Raw genomic sequence first — 17,457 nt, 5'->3', positions numbered from 1 at the left:
CTTAATGCGCACGGATGCGACGCAGCTCCAGCACCTCGGTGGCACCTAGTCCCTGGAGAGTAGGGGTTCCCACTGAGATCGTGGTGAAGCGATTCTCCCCTACTGCCTTGAGCGCGGTCGCTACCGGACGCGAGGTAAGAACCGTACCCGGGGAGGCCACATCTGCCAGCCGGGAGGCCATATTCACCGACGGCCCGAAGACATCACCGAAACGCCCCAGTACCGGCCCCCAGGTGAGGGAGGCCCGCACCGCCGGAATCTCCGGGGTATCGCGCAGGGCTTGGGTCACATCGCACACAATATCTGCACCCGTAACGATATCGTCCGCAATAAAGAGGAAAGCATCGCCCATGGATTTAACCACGCGCCCACCCCCACCGGTAATGACGGCGCGGCAGGTGTAATCGAAACGCTCAATAAATTCCATGAACTGGCGTGAGGTCATCCGCTCGGTCCGGTTCGTGAAGGACACAATATCGATAAAACCCACCGCGCGCGGAATCTGCGGGATGGCGTCATCCTCATTAATATGGGCGATTTCCGCTTCGGTATGGCGCAGCAGCGCGGCGGCCTGCCGCGACCAGGTATACGCTGCGGTACGCCGCAAGAATTCTTCAATATCGGCGAAATGATCAAGCACCCAGCGCCGCGCATCCACCGGCCCGAGCCCACCCGTAGTTTCGGCCAGTTCAAGCAAGGTTTCCACATGCCATTGCAGCATGCGATCCACATTGTGGGCACTGGCGCGCAGCAGCGATGTAAGGGCCGATTCCGTCAGCGGGGATTCCCCGAGCGATTCCGCCATCGCCCGCATCGCGGTAATATCCCCGTCCGTAAAAACGCGTTCATTATCTTCATCCACGATGGTGGGGAAACCGAGCGCCAGCCAAAAACGCCGCACGCCTTCCGTGTCCATATTGGTAAGCTCCGCGGCCTGGCGCAAGGTATAGCGCGGTAGCCCGCCTTCAAGATGCTCCATATAGGCGGAGAAAGTGGTGGGTTCCGTATCCGCCGAAGCCTGCGGCTGACGCGGGGGTGCGTAGTGGTACGACGACGCCGCCGCTGGCGCGGCGGACTCCGGCGCCCGAGTGCTGCCCGGCCGCCGGCTATCAGGCGCGGGCCGGCACGCCCGCGAGCGCTGCGAGGTGCGGGCCGCTGTTTCCCGGCTAGGCACGAAATTACAATCTACCGGGGCTTCCATACGTGCGGCATGCCCGGGCCGGGGCACTCCGGATTCCGGGCCAAGAGGCAAATCCGCAGCGGTGTTACGCCGCAACTGGGCCATATCATCCGCGCTGAGCTCCGCGCTTTCAGCGGGCTGGACGCCACCCCCGAGGAGGTAAGCGATGAGGTCCGGGCTCATGGCCGGGCCGATACCGGAATGTTTGCGCGCACCACCATCGCCCACTTCGCGCAATTTTTCGGGATAGGGTAAGGGGCGCGGCGCGCTAGCGAATTGCTCAGCCACACTAGCCCCTTCCCTTAGCTGTTCACCACCGGCGCGGCGCCGCCTCAGGTGAGGAGAACAGGGAGCGCCAACCGCCGGCCATAAATAAAGTGCCTTCCATCACAGTATACTAGTCATCCTTGACACTCACGTCCATGTTTTCATCCAGGGATTTTGCTGGGAGTGGAGTGGAGGGTAGCCGCGGGCTATTCTGGAGCAGTGGAGAATAAACGAGAACACACAGATATTGATGCCCTCGCGGACCGCTATTTCCAGCGCGTCCTCGACACCTCACCCGAAACGGTGACGTTCACCGGCCTGCCCGGTGCCCCAGAAACCAAGCTTGATGATTACTCCCCCGCCGGGATTGCCGCGCATATGGATAACGTGCGGGAGACCCTGGCGGCCCTCGATCATCTCGAGGAGCGCGATGCCACGGATCGGGTGACCGCCGCAGGCCTACGCGATCGCCTCGGCCTGGAAATTGAGCTGCATGAAGCCGGCGAAGAAGTCGGCAAGCTCAATGTTATTGAATCCCCGCTCCAGGGGATTCGCGATGTTTTTGACGTGATGCCCCAGGACAGCACTTCCGATTGGGAAACCATCGCGGCGCGCCTGAACGATGTGCCGCGGGCCCTGGCCGGCTACCGGGAATCCCTGGCCCAGCGGGCCGCTTCCGGCCCCGTTTTCGCGGCCCGGCAGGTGGAGCGCTGCCTGGAGCAGGCCCTCGGTGCAGCCTCCGATTCGGGTAGCTTCGCGGGGCTGGCCCAGCGCGGGGCGGCCGCAGCCCCGGAACTTGCCGGCGCTTTGGAGAAAGGCGCTGCCCAGGCCCGCGCGGCCTACGGAGAACTGGCCGAAACACTGCGGGGTCTCCTCCCGGGGGCTACCGAAAATGATGCGGTGGGCCGGGATCGTTACGCGCTGCATTCGCGCGAATTCCTGGGCGCCGTCGTCGATCTGGATGAAACATACGAGTGGGGTATCCACGAACTGGAGCGAATCGACGCGGAACAGCAAGCCATTGCGCGCGAGCTGTACGGGGAGGGCGTGAGCGTGAACGAGGCCCTCACCCGCCTCGATCAGGAAGAACGCTACACCCTGCACGGCGTGGAGGAATTGCGCTCCTGGATGCAGCATACCGCCGATGATGCTATGGCCGCGGCCACGCAGTACTTCGATATTCCCGAGGCGATGCGCACCATCGAATGCATGATCGCGCCCTCGAATTCGGGCGGTATCTACTACACCGGCCCGTCCGATGATTTTTCCCGGCCGGGCCGCATGTGGTGGTCCGTGCCGGAAGGCGTCACGGAATTCCACACCTGGCAGGAAAAGACCACGGTCTACCACGAAGGCGTACCGGGTCACCACCTCCAGCTGGGCTTGGCCGTCTACCTCAAGGATCAGCTCAATGCGTGGCGCCGTCAGGCCTATTGGGTCTCCGGGCACGGGGAAGGCTGGGCGCTCTACGCCGAAGCCCTCATGGCCGAGCTCGGTTTCCACGAGGATCCGGGTGACCGCATGGGCGTGCTTGATTCCGAGCGGCTGCGCGCGGCCCGCATCGTGGTGGATATGGGCGTGCATCTGGGTAAGGATGCCGGGAAGGTGGCCGGCGGGCAGTTCGGCACCGGCGCCTGGGATCACGATGCCGCCTGGCGTTTCCTGCGCGCGAATGTGGCTATGGAACAGTCCTTCCTTTCCTACGAGCTGGACCGCTACCTCGGCTGGCCCGGGCAGGCCAGCGCCTACAAGGTGGGTGCGCGGATCTGGAAGGAACTGCGTGAGGAGGCTCGGTCCCGCGCGGGCGCTGGCTTCGACCTCAAGGCCTGGCATATGAAGGCCCTGCGCCTGGGCGGGGTGGGCCTGGACGTGCTGCGCAGCGAGCTTTCGCGCTAGGCCGGTCCTTCCTATGCCGATGACTCATGATGGGGGCGGCGCGGCGCATACGCCCGCGGCGCATATGCCCGCGCTGCCCTCCCTGACCTTGGCTCTTGCCAGCCAGTCTCCGGCCCGCCTGGCCACCTTGCGGGCCGCGGGCGTGGAGCCGCTGGTGCAGGTATCGCACGTGGATGAAGATGCGCTGCTCGCGCGGGTGCACGGGGGTCCCTCCCAGGGAGTGCTCGCGTTGGCCGCGGCCAAAGCCCGCGATGTGGCCGCTACCCCCGGACCGGCCCAGGGGGCCGATTTTGTGGTGGGCTGCGATTCCATGTTCGAATTCGAGGGTGAGGTCTACGGGAAGCCGCATTCTCCGGAAGTGGCCCGCGAGCGCCTGGCCCGCATGTCCGGGCATTCCGGAATTCTCCACACCGGGCACTGCCTAGTTCACGTTCCTTCCGGGCGTTCCCTGGCCGGGATTTCCCGGGCCACGGTCACTTTCGCGCGCCTGAGCGCGGCGGAGATCGAGGCGTATATCGCCACCGGGGAGCCCCTGGAAGTGGCCGGTTCCTTTACCGCGGACGGCCTGGGTGGCCCCTTTATTGACCGCCTCGAGGGTGATTACCACGGAGTGGTGGGAATTTCCCTGCCGCTGCTGCGTTCCCTGGTGGAGCACCTGGGCCTGTCCTTCACCCAGTTCTGGGCGAAACCTGCCCGCCCTGCCCTCGGGGTGCTTCCGGAAGCCGCGCAGCGTTTCTTGGCCGATAGCCACCACGGCACGGTCCAGCACGGTGCGGATGGTTTCCTGCTGTGCGGTTGCGGGAAACGCCATTGGGGTATGAACGGGGCGGCCGGGATCGCGGCTTTCCGGCGCCACGCCGGGCATATCCAGATCCTGCTTCAACACCGTTCCCCCTGGAGCCACGGCGGTGCCACCTGGGCTTTCCCGGGTGGCGCACGCGAATGGGACGAGGAACCCTGGGATGGTGCACTGCGCGAATTTACGGAGGAAACCGCGCTGGCCCCCACGGATCTGCGCCGGGGTGGGGAACTCACCACCATGCACGTGGATTGGTCCTATACCAGCTTCGTGGCGCGCTGCCGCGACGGTATCGAGGCGGTGGCCGACGGGGAGTCCATGGAGTTGCGCTGGGTGAACGTGGAGGATGTTACCTCCTACCCGCTGCTTCCTTCCTTCGCGGCCACCTGGCCGCAGGTGCGCGAGCTGGCCCGCACCACCCTTGATTGGAGCGACGGCTCTTCCTATTAGCTAGGGTCGCCTAGAGCAGAACGACGGCGCGCTAGGACTCATCATTGACGTTCGCCGGCAGGCCGGCCACATAGGGGTGGTCGGTGCCGGTGGGCCCCAGGCTTTGCGCCCCGCCCGGGGAACCCAATTCAGAGAAGAATTCCGCATTGACGGCGGTGAATACTGACCATTCTTCGGGAACATCATCTTCGTAATAGATGGCTTCCACCGGGCAGGCCGGTTCACAGGCCCCGCAATCCACACATTCGTCCGGGTGAATGTAGAGGGTACGGTCCCCTTCGTAAATGCAATCCACCGGGCATTCGTCCACGCACGCCCGATCTTTCGTATCGACGCACGGCAAAGTAATGACATAAGCCACCGGTGTCACCTCCTCCTCTACCGTAATCCGAGCTCACGCCCAGCACCAAATCTAGTGACCGGGTGCAGGAGCTGGAGCTGGTGCGGGAGCGCCTTCGGGCTGCGGGGCGGGTGCGGGCGGGGTGGCCGGCTCCGGCTTCGGGCAGGTACGGCCATGATCGGGCTGGTAGGTCCAGTCATAGGACGAATCCTCAACGACCTTATCTCCCAATTTCACGGTGCGAGACACGGTCACGGTAAATCCGGGATCGCCCAAGCCCTGGGGCTCGCAATCCGGCCCCTTGCCTTCCGTCATAACCGGCTGCCGGTAATTGCGCGGTTCCGAGGTCCAGGTTTCGACATCGTAATACTTCGTGGACCAGAGCTTCGTGACCACGTAGCCACCCTCCAGGTAGGTGTCGATGACCGCACCGTAGGGGGTGGTGTTCTTCCACTTCACGTCAATGGAGCCGGACCACAGGGTGGATTCACGGCCCATGGGATAGCGGGAAAAATGCTTGGTGTGGGGACGGTGCTCCACATCTTCGTAGCCGGCCAGGTAGCCGATATTAAAAACATTCGTCGCCAGCTGGGAGAGCCCTCCCCCCAGGGCCTCATTATTGAAACCGTTCATGACCACCCCGGAAGAAACAAAGCCTTCCGAGTACTCAATAGGACCGAGCGCCGCTTCCAGGGAGAGAGTCTCATTCGGTTTGACCAGGGTATCGGTGACTTTCCGGGTTCCCACCCGCAAATTGGTGGTACGCACCGAATCGCTGGTAAGCGGGGTGGAAATTTCGGAAACCACTTCCTTGACCCCGAGCTTTTCCGCGTCCGCGGTGCTGAAAGCGGCCGGAATTGGTGCCGGGCTCAGTTCCACGAGACGCTCAGCGGCAGCGGTACGCAGCACGGCAACCTGAGCGCCAGTGGCGAGCGCGGCGTCGTCAATACCCACGCCGTCCTGGGAGGGGATAATCGTGGGCGTGGTGTGGTCCACGATCTCAATACGAGCATCCACCCCCGGTTTGAGCAGATCCGGGGCGGCGGCCCGCACCGCATCGCCCAGCACCTTACCGTCCAGCTTGAGCTGGAGCGCCGCACCTTCAGGCACGAAAGATGCCGCCTGCGCCAGAGTTTGCGGGCTGAGGTTCACGGCCCGGTCCCCCACCTTCGCGGTGAGGTCGCCGGAGACCAGCGGGCCGGCCAGTTCCGTGCGTGCCTTTTCGGCGGCTTCGGTGCTAATAGCGGGTTCGGAAGGCACCGCTCCCAGTTCGATACGTTCCTGGCCGCGCAACGGCTGTTCAATCAGGGCGGCGCGGGTGGCCTCCGTATCGACGGCGCGCCCGGCTTGCGCCGGGCTGAGCTGCGCCGTCGTACCTTCCATCACAAGGGTGGCGTTACGCGCCTCCACCCCGGTGGCGTTACGAATCGTATCCACCTGGGCGGATAGTGCGGCGTCGTCTACGGTGACCTTCGGGGCGACCTCGCCCTTGCCGATGAGGCGATGGAAAATCTCCACGGGGTTGAGGGTGAAACCGGTCAGGCTCTCCACCGTGGCCGCCGCGTCCACACCCAGGGAGTAATCGCCCGGGTTCACGGTCACACTGGCGCCCTCCACAACCACCTCAACCGGGCGAGCCACCCGCGCGGCAACCTCACCACCGAGGTGCTCGGTAGCGGTGGCGGTATTCATCCCGCCGATTTCAATGCCGGCCACCGTGGTGCCCCGCGCCACGCGGTCGGCGCTGTACCACGCATAACCCACGTAGGCGAGAAGAAGGATCGCGATAACCGCGGAAACAATCCAGGGCCAGCGCAGCTTGCGGGTAGCTTCCACCTGCCGGAATTCGCCGGTATCGAAGCTTAGCGGCGTGTGCTCAGGTCGCATGCATCCTCCTGTGGTTGATCCTGGTCAGTTTCCGGGTGTGGGCCCGGAGGCGCGGAATGCCGGCGGCGCGCCAGGGCGCTGAGAAGCGGGAATGCCCCGGCGAGCGGAGCGAGAACAAGCCAGAGGTTCGCGGCCACCCCGTGGAAAGCCACGATGTCCCCGTAGCCGGGAGCGGCAAAAGCCCAGAAAGTGAGGGCCACTTCACCCAGCCAGAATCCAGCCCAGCACCATGATCCTAGCCAATCGCGGGCGAAAGATGCACCACTGGCAATGAGCAGCGTGGCGAGGAGCGGGCCGACCCACACAATATCGGTGGCCAGACCGGGAATCCCCGCCATCCCCGCGTGGGTGACCGCGGCCAGTGCCCCGGCGAAAGCCCCGAGCAGCAGGCCGGTGACCAGCTTTGCGACCCTCCGCAGCGCGACCCTCGGCACGACCGGACGCTCGCTTGGGCACGGGGTGCGGTTCCTCCTCATCTCACTCCTTGTCTGGGCGGGCGCTATTTCTTCGCGCGCTTCTTCCGCCCGGCGATTTTCCCACGTTCCACCGCGCTCAGCACAACTTTGCGCACCCGCACGGATTCCGGGGTTACTTCCAGGCATTCGTCATCGGCAGCGAATTCCATGGCTTCTTCTAGGGTAAGGCGTCGCGGCGCTTGCAGGGTCTCAAACACGTCGGCGGTGGCCGAGCGCATATTTGTCATTTCCTTGGCGCGCACCACATTGACGTCCATATCCTCATCGCGCGGGTTTTCACCTACGACCTGGCCTTCATACACTTCCTGGCCCGGGGTGACGAAGAAGGTTCCGCGATCTTCCAGGCGCTGGAGAGCGTAAGCCGTGACCTGCCCGGCCCGGTCGGAGACCAGGGAGCCGGTAGCCCGCGAAGAAATCTCCCCCATCCAGGGAGCGTAGCCTTCCGAGATGGAGGCGGCAATGCCAGTGCCGCGGGTCTGGGTGAGGAACGCCGAGCGGAAACCAATCATGCCGCGGGCCGGCACCACAAATTCCATGCGCACCCAGCCGGTGCCGTGATTCGCCATCGTTTCCATGAGTCCCTTGCGAGCGGCCATAAGCTGGGTAACCGCGCCGAGGTATTCTTCCGGCACGTCAATGGTGGTGCGCTGCATCGGCTCGCATACCGTCCCGTCAATGGTGCGGGTGACGACCTGGGGCTTACCCACCGTCAGCTCGAAACCTTCACGGCGCATCTGCTCCACCAGAATGGCCAGAGCCAATTCCCCGCGATCCTGAACTTCCCAGGCATCGGGACGCCCGGTGGGAAGGACCCGAATGGACACATTGCCCACGAGCTCCTGATCGAGGCGGTCCTTGACCTGCCGCGCGGTGAGCTTATGGCCCTTGCCTTCGGTACCGGCCAGCGGCGAAGTATTAATCCCGATGGTCATGGAAATGGCCGGGTCATCCACGTGGATAGGCGGCAGCGGGCGCGGATCCTCCGGATCCACCAGGGAATCACCAATGGTAATTTCGGGAATACCCGCGATGGCCACAATATCGCCAGCCCGGGCGGAGGTGGCCGGCTTACGTTCCAGACCTTCGGTAAGAAGCAGTTCGGAGATATGGGCCGACGACGTCGTACCATCAGCACGTACCCACGCAACCGTCGCGCCCTTTTTAATAGTGCCCGAATAAATCCGCAGCAGGGCGATGCGGCCGAGGAAAGGCGAAGCATCCAGGTTGGTAACCTGGGCGGCCAGCGGCGCATCCGCCTCAAAATGCGGGGCGGGAATATAGTTGACGATCGCCTCGAATAGCGGCTCCAGATCGCTGCTTTCAGGTAGCTGGCCATCCGCGGGACGGGTGAGGCTGGCGCGCCCGGCCTTCGCCGAAGCGTAAATCACCGGGGTTTCCAGCAGGGAATCAAGCATATCCGGGTCGGGATGATCCAGGTCAGAGGCGAGGGAAAGGAGGAGATCCTGGGTTTCGGATTCCACCTCGGCGATGCGCGCATCCGGGCGATCCACCTTATTAATAACAATAATGACGGGCAGCGAGGCCTCGAGGGCTTTACGCAGCACGAAACGAGTTTGCGGAAGCGGGCCTTCGGAAGCATCGACAAGCAAAATAACACCGTCCACCATGGACAGTCCGCGTTCAACTTCCCCGCCGAAATCGGCGTGTCCGGGAGTATCGATCACATTAATAGTGATGCCTTCAGGCGCACCGGCTGGGGCCGCGGCCGGCCCGCGGTAATGGATCGCGGTGTTCTTCGCGAGGATGGTAATACCTTTTTCGCGTTCCAGTTCTCCCGAATCCATAACGCGCTCCCCGGTTTTTTCCACGGTGGCGCGCTCTCCGAAAGCCCCGGCCTGCCACATGAGCGCGTCCACGAGCGTAGTTTTCCCGTGATCAACGTGCGCCACAATGGCAACGTTGCGAAGATCGTTGCGACTATCCATAACCTACTTCCCTGCCGGCCCGCGCCGGCGTTGCGATATTAGGGATGCGCGAGCGCAAACCCCTGGCAATGTTACTCGCCTGGCCCGCACTGTATATGCCACCATGTCAAGAATCACCACCGCCGCCCGCAGCTTTCGGCAATCAGGCCGTGAACGTGGGAAAATATGCTTATGTCTGCACGTTATCGTCTTCGCGGCGCCTCGGCCGCCCCCGCCGCCGGGCTGTGCGGCGCTATCGGAATCATTGCTCTGGTCATGCAGGTGTGGCAGGGCGGGTGGGGCTATCTGCCTCCCGCGGCTGTATTTGCGGCAGGCATGTGCCTGGCCGGCTACGCCCTCTTTTATTTGCCCAGCGTGGACGTAGATGGTTCCGGGGTGACGATACGCAATACTTTCCGCGATCTGCGGGTTCCGTTCCCGCGGCTGCGCGGGGTCGAATCCGGGTACGGTCTTGTTATAACGACGACGGACGGGGCGGCCATCCACGCCCGCGCTTTCGGTACCGTCGGGCGCCCTACCCCGGATACCCGCCGCGTCATCCCGGTCCACGAATCGGGTGACCACACGGTCACCACGGCAACGCTCCCGGTGCGAAAGTTCATTGAGTCGGTAGCCTCTCGTTATGCTCCCACCGGTGCTCCCAGCGAGCACCCCCGGGTGGAACGGCACTGGGCCTGGGATCGGCTCGCCTTCGCGGTGGCCGGAGTGCTCGGGGTGCTCGGCGGTATCGCCTGGTCGGTGGCGCTGTGAGCGCGAGCGAGGCAGGCCGCGGGGCCGAAACGTCCGGGTCCGGCGAGGTGGCCGGGCCCGGCGGTGTCACGCGTCAAGGAGGCGAGGTAACCCTGCGTTCACGCGGCCAGATCGTCAAGGGCGGTTTTCTCATCGCCCTCGGGCTCGCGCCTCTCATCTTTATTGCGGCCGGGGTTGCTATGCCCTTCTCCGCCCCCGTTGCCTTCTTCCTTGCCGCCGGGATAACCGGAGCGGCGTGGTCGTTCTTTTTCCTCCCCGAGCTGCGCTATAACGCGGAAGGTCTGAGCATTATTAACCCGCTGCGTACCATCCGGCTACCTTGGGGTGCGGTAGCTCGCTTCACCACCCGCTTTTATCTCACAACCCATGCTCAGGGTGGCGAACACTGGGATGCGGCGGCGTTCCCGGCGGGCGGAGCGCTCGCAGCCGGGCGCCGCCTCCTCCCCGCGCGTCACCCAGCCGCAGCCCGCCACGTTGATCTTCCCGTACCTGCCGGGCGTGGCACCGCTACCCGGTGGGTGACCCTCTCCCGAGCTGCGGAACAATTGCGGGCAGCGCAGGAAAGAGCGCAGGAATGCGCTCCACCACCCGTACCTAGCACAAACCGCCCGGTGCGATCCGTAGATCGCACCCGAGCGGTTTTGTGTGTGGCGTGGGTGGCCTGCCTAGCCGCCGCCTGCGGCCTGGCTTTCACCTGAGCGCCGGAGTAGCTCTCGCCTAGATAGCGGCGTCGTCGTTCTCACTCAAACGCAAACGCGAGACTTCACGGCCCTGCTTACGCAGCAGCGCGTGGCGTTCTTCGCGGCGACGGCGCTGCTCAATCGGTTCGGGAACCGGAGCGGCCGCGAGAAGCCGCTGAGTGTAGGCTTCTTGCGGATTGTGAAGGACGTCCTCGCGCTGGCCCGCTTCCACAACCTTGCCGTTTTGCAGCACGACCACGCGGTGCGAGAGCATATCGACCACCGCAAGATCGTGCGAAATGAACAGGCAAGCAAAGCCCATGTCATCCTGGAGCTCGGAGAGCATGGTCAGAACCTGGGCCTGGACGGATACGTCCAGGGCGGAGGTCGGCTCGTCCGCGATGAGGAGTTTGGGGCGCAGGGCGAGGGCACGGGCGATGCACACGCGCTGACGCTGACCGCCGGAAAGCTCATGGGGGTAGCGGTTGAAGGAAGAACGGGGCAGCCGCACCGCATCGAGCAGGTCGTACACACGCTGGCGGCGTTCCGCCTTCGTTCCGACCTTGTGCACATCGAGCGGTTCCATAATGCAATCGCCCACCGGGAAACGCGGATCGAGGGACGCGGCCGGATCCTGGAAGACCACGCCCACGTGCTGGCGCAGCTCCTGGGCGTGCTTACGCGAAGCGCCCACCAGGTCCTCACCGAAAATCTTCACCTCACCGGAGGCGGCCGGAATCAGCCCGAGCACGCACTTGCCGATGGTGGATTTACCGGAACCGGATTCGCCCACGAGACCCACAATTTCACGTTCCGCAACATCTAGGGACACATGGTCCACAGCGCGGAAAGGCTCCTTACCGGGAATCTCGTATTCAATCACGAGATCTTTAGCTTCTAGCACCTTCTTATTGAGGTCAATAGAAGCTTCCTTTTCCAGGGAGAAGCCGAATTGCTCACGGCCCTGGCCCAGATGCGGAACTGCTTCCAACAGGCGGCGCGTATACGGATGCTTGGGATGATTGAGAACCTGGACGACGTCGCCCGATTCCACAATCTCACCCTTGAACATCACATGAACCCGGTCGGCCATATCCGCGATGACGCCCATGGAGTGGGTGATGAGGAGGATGCCGGTATTGAGCTGATCCTTGAGGGAGCGCAGCAGGTCGAGAATATCAGCCTGGACCGTAACGTCCAGAGCGGTTGTCGGTTCGTCCGCAATAATGACGGAGGGGTTAGCAATAAGCGCAATCGCGATGACCACGCGCTGGCGCTGCCCACCGGACAGCTGATGCGGGTACTGATTCATACGCTCTTCGGCATCGGGCAGCCCGACGGCCTTGAGCATGGCCACCGCCCGATTACGGGCATCTTCCCCGAAGGCGAGCCCGTGGGTTTCCAAGCCTTCCGTCATCTGGCGGCCGATAGTAAGAACCGGGTTAAGCGCGGTCATGGGTTCCTGGAACACCATGCCCACTTCGGCACCGCGCAACGCGCGCATGCCACGCGAGGTCATCCCGCGCACTTCACGCCCGGCTACCTGCACGCTTCCGCTAATAACAGCATTGGAGGGGAGCAGGCCGAGGGCCGTGGTGGAGGTGACGGATTTACCGGAACCGGACTCTCCGACCAGGCCCACCACTTCACCCGGGCGCACATCGATACTCACACCACGCACGGCATGAACCGCGCCGAATTCGGTCGCGAATTTGACATCCAGTTCACCGAAGCCGAGCACCGGCTTATCGGTTTTCGGGTGCGGGGTGACGACGGGCTGGTCAGCCTTGAGCGTGGCCGCTGTCGCGGCAGCTTTATCCTGCGTTGTTGCAGCGCGTTTTCCAAGACGCATTTACTCGCCCTTCCTTTCGGTGGCGTCGGATGCGGGAGCGGCGTGCTCGCCACCCGTCGCGGTGGTGGCCGCGGTGGTCACCGGCATGAGATCAGCTTCGACGTCGTTCTCAATATGCCCGTCCGCAAGGGCCTTCATCTTGCGGCGCGATACCGCTGAACGCTGGCGCGGATCGAAGGCATCACGCAGTCCGTCACCAATGAAGTTAATGGAGAGCGCGATGATAAGGATCAGACCGGCCGGGGCGAAGAAGAGCCAGGGACGCGTCGAGAACGTGGTCTGGTAGGTAGAAATAAGCAGGCCGAGCGAAGTTGCCGGCGGGCGCACCCCGAAGCCGAGGAAGGACAGCGAAGTTTCCAGCAGAATCGCCGAAGAAATCGACAGGGTTGCCGAAACAATAATCGTGCCCAAGCAATTCGGGAGAATATGGCGGAAAATAATACGCCACGGGGAGGCTCCCAGCGCGCGGGCTGAGGCAACGAATTCGCGTTCGCGCAAGGACAGCACTTCACCGCGCACCAGGCGCGCCAGGCCCGTCCACGAGAGCACACCGAGCATAACCGCGAGGAACAAAATGCCCTGGCTTCCCACCATCTTGCCGATAACCGCCGCGAGGATGAGCAGCGGAATCACGATGAAGAGGTCGGTGATGCGCATGAGGATCGCTTCGGTCCAGCCACGGAAGTAACCCGCGGCGGCCCCGATAATCGTGCCGATAATGGTGGAGACCAACCCGACAACGAAAGCGATAATGATAGAAATCTGGGTGCCCTTCATAGTCAGGGCAAAGTAGTCCTTACCAATATTGTCCTGCCCGAAGGGATGTTCACCTAGCGAGGTCCAGGTCATGGTTGGTTTGCCGTTATTGACGACATCCAGCACGTCCGTGTAGCTGTGCCGCCACAGACCGGAGAAGTGCCAGTGCAGGCCAAAGAAGCTCATATTCCAGCCGATGGACAGGAAGGCCACCAGGGTCACAAGAATAAGGACGACGGCGGACACCATCGCGGGCTTATGCCGCAAGAAACGGCGCAGCACGAGGCGCCCCTGCGAATAGGAGGGGCTGGACGAGGCGAGCTGAGCGTCGTCGGCCTCAACAACGTGTTCCGGGTCGAGCGGCGCGACGGTTGTTTTCGAACGATTCTCACTCATCGGATTCTCCTCGGGCTTGGTGACGATTCATGGGGGTAGTCAGGCTCATGGGTTACCGCCTAATCCGAGGATCGACGTAGGCGTACATGATATCCGCGACCATATTCATGAGCACCGCGGCTCCGCCGGTGACCAGGAAGAAAGCCATAACCGGGGCCGGATCTACCTGGGCCAGACCGGTTCGGAAGAGTTCACCCATGCCTTTCCAGCCGAAGACCGTTTCCGTGATGACCGCACCGCCGATGAGACCCGCGAAATCGAAAGCGATGATAGTGAGCAGCGGCAGCATGGCATTACGGAAAGCGTGCCGGGTAATAACCGTATGTTCGGGCAGACCCTTGGCCCGCGCGGTGCGGATGTAATCCTGGCCGAGAACTTCCAGCATGGACGAACGCGTATAGCGCGTATAGGACGCGATGGACATAAGCGTCAGCGAGATCGTCGGCAGCAGGAGGTGGGTGAAGGAATCCAGGAAGCTGAGCCAGAACACGTGGCTACCCTGGAAATTCGGAGTCATCGAACCGATGGTGGAAATCGGGCGGTTCTGGGTGAGCGGCAGGTAGGTAGACCAGTAGCGAGCGGCGAAATCGAAAATAATCGCGATCCACACCGAGAAGACGGCCCAGATCGATGCCCAGGTCACCGAACGGCGCGCGTAGCCACCGAAGAAGTAGGACACGCCCACGGATACGGCAATCCCGAGAGCCAGAATCAAGATGAGGAAGCCCCAGGTCGGCTCCCAGAGCATATTCGAGCAGGCCGCCACGATAACAAACATGATTGCCGCATTGGCACCCACCACTGCAAAGCCGCGCTTATTGGAGAATCCGAGGAAGAGACCCGTGAAGAGCACCGTGCCAGCCAGGCCCATAAGAGCTTCAATCCACAGCCCGCCAGTAGGTTCAAGGAAGGCACGGGTCACGGAAATGTATTCCATAACACCGAAAGCCACGGCGAAGCTGATGCCCGCGGCCATGGCGCGCCGCTTCGGGCCGCCGGCCACGAGGGCCTGTACAAAGAGTGCGAAGATGCCGGCAAATATGACGATAGTAACCAGTGAGATTGTTGGGTCTGCCAGCCAGTCATTAAAGCGAATAGCGCCGTATTCCTTCAGGAGCACCGCGAAGACGAAGGCGGGCAGTGAGTAGAAGGTGAAGGCGAGGAAGGTCACGACGTAATCGAAACCGGTGTAGCGGCGGATTGCGCTCATCACACCGAAGAAGATTCCAAAGAAGATCGCGAGGAAAGTGGCCGCCAACACGAGACGCAAGGTGGCGGAAGCGGCCTGACCGAGCATGTCATTAACAGACTGTCCGGAACGATTGACGCCCAGGTTGCACTGGCCGATGAAGCATTTCGCCGCTCCGGTCAGCCAGGTCCAATAGCGCTCGTACCAGGGCAGGTCGAGACCCATGAAGGAGGAGCGCTGCTGCATGAGATTTTCGCGATTCGGGTTATTGGATTCGCGAAGATCCTCGAGGGGGTCGCCCGAATTGATCGTAAGAACAAAAATAAGGAGCGACGCGGCCCAGAGGATAAGTACTGAGATGCCAATTCGTTTGGCGATGAATTTATACACCGCGAGACTTCTTTCCGTTCTGTGTGCCGATGGGCGCCGGTTCGGACAATTTTACTCGGTGACTATAGTACATAAGCATTTCCAGACGAAATGGGACGTGGGATGTAACACAGGAAGGGTAAGGAAACTGCACGCCCGGAGGGGCCGCACTTGCGGCCCCTCCGGTGCAGCTAGAAAATAACTATTACTTCCTATGCATAAGGCTAATTACTCAGCCTTGGCGGGTGCGGAGCCCCAGCTCCACTTTTCGGCATTCCAGGCGATACCGGACTGGGTGACGTTGCGCTCAACGTTCTCCATACCGGTGGTGTACGCCGCGATGCCCGGGTGGGTGAAGAGCGGGATACCGAAGAGGTCATTCCACAGTTCCTTCTCAATCACCTTCTTGGCTTCCTTCTGGACCTTCGGATCCAGGCTGGAGGCAACCTTGTCCCATTCGGTGTCAACAGTGGCGTTGGCGTAACCGGTCTGGTTCTGACCACCGTTGGACTTGTAGATATTCGCACCGGAAACGATCTGACCGGAGCCGGACCAGGCGAAGAGCACCATGTCGAAGTCGCCGCTCTCATAGCCGCCACCCGGGGCCATGAAGCCCTGGGCCCCGACGTCCTGGACGGTAATGCCGGCCTGTGCGCAGGAGGAGGTCACGAGGGCAACCTCATCGGAACGGCGCTGGTTGGGCTGGTTGTAACCAATGCGGACCACCGGGTTGGCGATACCGGATTCAGCAACCTTGGCCTTGGCCTTTTCGATGTCCACGGTGTCGTATTCACCGTTGTAGGAGGCCGCCACGACTTCCTTGTACTCGGGGTTATCCGGGAAGTATTCGCGGGAGTTAAGAACTTCAGCCTTGTCGTTGAGCGGCTTGATAAGCGAATCAACGATCTGCTGACGCGGGATGCAGTAGGCCATGGCCTGGCGCAGCGCGAGACCGCCCTTGTCATTGGCGAAGATGGAGCCCGGCTTGAAGTTGAAGTCGAAGTGCTCCCAAATCATGGTGTTACCCTCGAGGACGGTCACGCCCTGGGTGCCATTAAGGGCATCAAGGGTGTCCTTGGTGGCCTGCGGCTCAATGACGTTAACGTTCTGGTTGGCGAGGGCCTGAACCTGGCCTTCCGGCGGGATGAAGCGGATCACGAGTTCATCGAGACCGGGCTTCTCACCCCACCAATCCGGGTTGGGAACCATGGTGATGTACTGACCGGCTTCCCAGCCACCTTCCTTGAGGGTGTAGGGACCGAAAGACGGCGCATCTTCCGCGGCGGGCAGCTGGCCCGGGGTGGGCGAATTCCAGTTATTCCAGAATTCAGCGGCCTTCTTAGCGGTTTCGAAGTCCTTGTTCTTCAGGGCTTCGAAGAGCTCCTTCTTGGAGATACCAATCTTCTTAGCTACCACGTGCGAGGGAAGCGGGCCGGAAACAACGAGCTGCCAGTCCGGGTTCGGTGCGGCGTAGGTAATGGTGAAGGAACGGTCACCCGGGTTGCACTGGGGGCCTTCCGGAACGCCATCGGCGTAGGTATCCGGGCTGGACACGTGGTTGAACAGCGGCTCATCGGAGCCGGCAGCAGCCTGGCCGTCCATAATCCACTTCGGATTCTGGGAAACCCAGTCCATATAGGCGTCTTCACAGGTGATGAGTTCGCCGCCCTGGTACTTGGCCTCATCGTTGAAGGTGTACTTCACGGTGAGGGGGTTCTCAGAAACCATTTCATAGTCACCGAGCGGGGTGCCATGCTTCCACTCGCCATTGGCGGAGTAGTAGCCGAAGCCGGGCATCATACGGTCAACAACAAGGGAGTTGGCCGAGCTGTAGGTAGTGGGCGTCAAGCCGTTGTAGCCCAGGAATTCATCGGCACCGACGGTAACCGAAGCGGTCCGGTTGACATTTCCTTCGACCTGGGTGGGGCCACCCTTGCCGTTGGAGGAACAACCAGTCATGACCAGAGCAAGCGCGGCTGCTCCGGCCACCAAGGGATAAGCGGTCTTCTTCACGAAGGAACCTCCTCATTGACTGTTTCCGTGCCGCGGGGGCAGTCCCCCGGTACGGAGTGATCATGTTCGCGCCGTGAGCGCGTGGAATATGCAAAAGCGGTGCCGAATTCTCGAGAATCCGGTGCGTTGACGATCTCCACAGGATGGAACACGCATTGACATCCTGTGCGGATAGCCAGCGCCACCGCTCTAACCATGGAAAAAGCCTACA

13 protein-coding genes are annotated in these 17,457 nt (G+C 62.3%); 4 read left to right on the top strand and 9 right to left on the bottom strand.

Translation table 11 applies throughout. From position 1 onward, the window contains the following. Position 1: 1 nt before the first annotated feature. On the bottom strand, positions 2-1,468 hold the full coding sequence (locus PWJ82_RS00290; protein ID WP_274734825.1) for an adenylate/guanylate cyclase domain-containing protein: 1,467 nt from the start codon (positions 1,466-1,468) through the stop codon (positions 2-4). Positions 1,469-1,666: 198 nt separating this feature from the next. Here PWJ82_RS00290 and PWJ82_RS00285 point away from each other — a divergent pair, with 198 nt between their 5' ends. Continuing rightward, the gene (locus tag PWJ82_RS00285; RefSeq protein WP_274734824.1) at positions 1,667-3,343 is read left to right on the top strand and encodes a DUF885 domain-containing protein; all 1,677 of its coding nucleotides are present in this window, start codon (positions 1,667-1,669) and stop codon (positions 3,341-3,343) included. Positions 3,344-3,362: 19 nt separating this feature from the next. Then, the gene (locus PWJ82_RS00280; RefSeq protein WP_274732880.1) at positions 3,363-4,592 is read left to right on the top strand and encodes a Maf family nucleotide pyrophosphatase; all 1,230 of its coding nucleotides are present in this window, start codon (positions 3,363-3,365) and stop codon (positions 4,590-4,592) included. Between the two features lie 31 nt (positions 4,593-4,623). Here PWJ82_RS00280 and fdxA read toward each other — a convergent pair whose 3' ends face one another. The 4 genes from fdxA to typA are packed head-to-tail and all read right to left on the bottom strand — an operon-like array spanning position 4,624 to position 9,241. Next, positions 4,624-4,953 (bottom strand): ferredoxin, encoded by a 330-nt coding sequence (gene fdxA / locus PWJ82_RS00275; RefSeq protein WP_016443178.1) that lies wholly within the window; start codon positions 4,951-4,953, stop codon positions 4,624-4,626. A gap of 51 nt (positions 4,954-5,004) precedes the next feature. Further along, positions 5,005-6,819, bottom strand: a complete 1,815-nt coding sequence (locus tag PWJ82_RS00270; protein WP_274734823.1) for a VanW family protein — start codon at positions 6,817-6,819, stop codon at positions 5,005-5,007. Beyond that, positions 6,795-7,295 carry a hypothetical protein gene (locus PWJ82_RS00265; RefSeq protein ID WP_274732884.1) on the bottom strand — a complete coding sequence of 167 codons (501 nt, stop codon included), beginning with the start codon at positions 7,293-7,295 and terminating at the stop codon, positions 6,795-6,797. The genes PWJ82_RS00270 and PWJ82_RS00265 overlap by 25 nt, the downstream gene beginning before the upstream one ends. Positions 7,296-7,318: 23 nt before the next feature. Next, on the bottom strand, positions 7,319-9,241 hold the full coding sequence (typA, locus tag PWJ82_RS00260; RefSeq protein WP_274732886.1) for a translational GTPase TypA: 1,923 nt from the start codon (positions 9,239-9,241) through the stop codon (positions 7,319-7,321). Positions 9,242-9,412: 171 nt separating this feature from the next. On the opposite strand from typA, the gene PWJ82_RS00255 reads away from it, so the two are divergent. Then, on the top strand, positions 9,413-9,991 hold the full coding sequence (locus PWJ82_RS00255; RefSeq protein ID WP_274734822.1) for a PH domain-containing protein: 579 nt from the start codon (positions 9,413-9,415) through the stop codon (positions 9,989-9,991). After that, positions 9,988-10,689: a hypothetical protein gene (locus PWJ82_RS00250; RefSeq protein ID WP_274732890.1), complete on the top strand. Its 702-nt coding sequence runs from the start codon at positions 9,988-9,990 to the stop codon at positions 10,687-10,689. The genes PWJ82_RS00255 and PWJ82_RS00250 overlap by 4 nt, the downstream gene beginning before the upstream one ends. Before the next feature lie 19 nt (positions 10,690-10,708). Here the strand turns inward: PWJ82_RS00250 and PWJ82_RS00245 are convergent, their stop codons facing one another. The 4 genes from PWJ82_RS00245 to PWJ82_RS00230 form a co-directional block, all read right to left on the bottom strand. Beyond that, on the bottom strand, positions 10,709-12,523 hold the full coding sequence (locus tag PWJ82_RS00245) for an ABC transporter ATP-binding protein (RefSeq protein WP_274734821.1): 1,815 nt from the start codon (positions 12,521-12,523) through the stop codon (positions 10,709-10,711). Beyond that, positions 12,524-13,675 carry an ABC transporter permease gene (locus PWJ82_RS00240; RefSeq protein WP_274734819.1) on the bottom strand — a complete coding sequence of 384 codons (1,152 nt, stop codon included), beginning with the start codon at positions 13,673-13,675 and terminating at the stop codon, positions 12,524-12,526. Positions 13,676-13,727: 52 nt separating this feature from the next. Further along, positions 13,728-15,254, bottom strand: a complete 1,527-nt coding sequence (locus tag PWJ82_RS00235) for an ABC transporter permease (protein WP_274732895.1) — start codon at positions 15,252-15,254, stop codon at positions 13,728-13,730. Positions 15,255-15,461: 207 nt separating this feature from the next. After that, entirely contained in the window at positions 15,462-17,246 is a 1,785-nt protein-coding gene (locus PWJ82_RS00230; protein WP_274734818.1) for an ABC transporter substrate-binding protein, read from the bottom strand. Positions 17,247-17,457: the final 211 nt, after the last annotated feature.

The sequence above is a fragment of the Actinotignum schaalii genome (assembly GCF_028864145.1).
Lineage (GTDB): Bacteria > Actinomycetota > Actinomycetes > Actinomycetales > Actinomycetaceae > Actinotignum > Actinotignum schaalii_B.
Note: the sequence above shows the minus strand (reverse complement) of the source record. Positions and strands in the feature narration are given on the sequence as shown.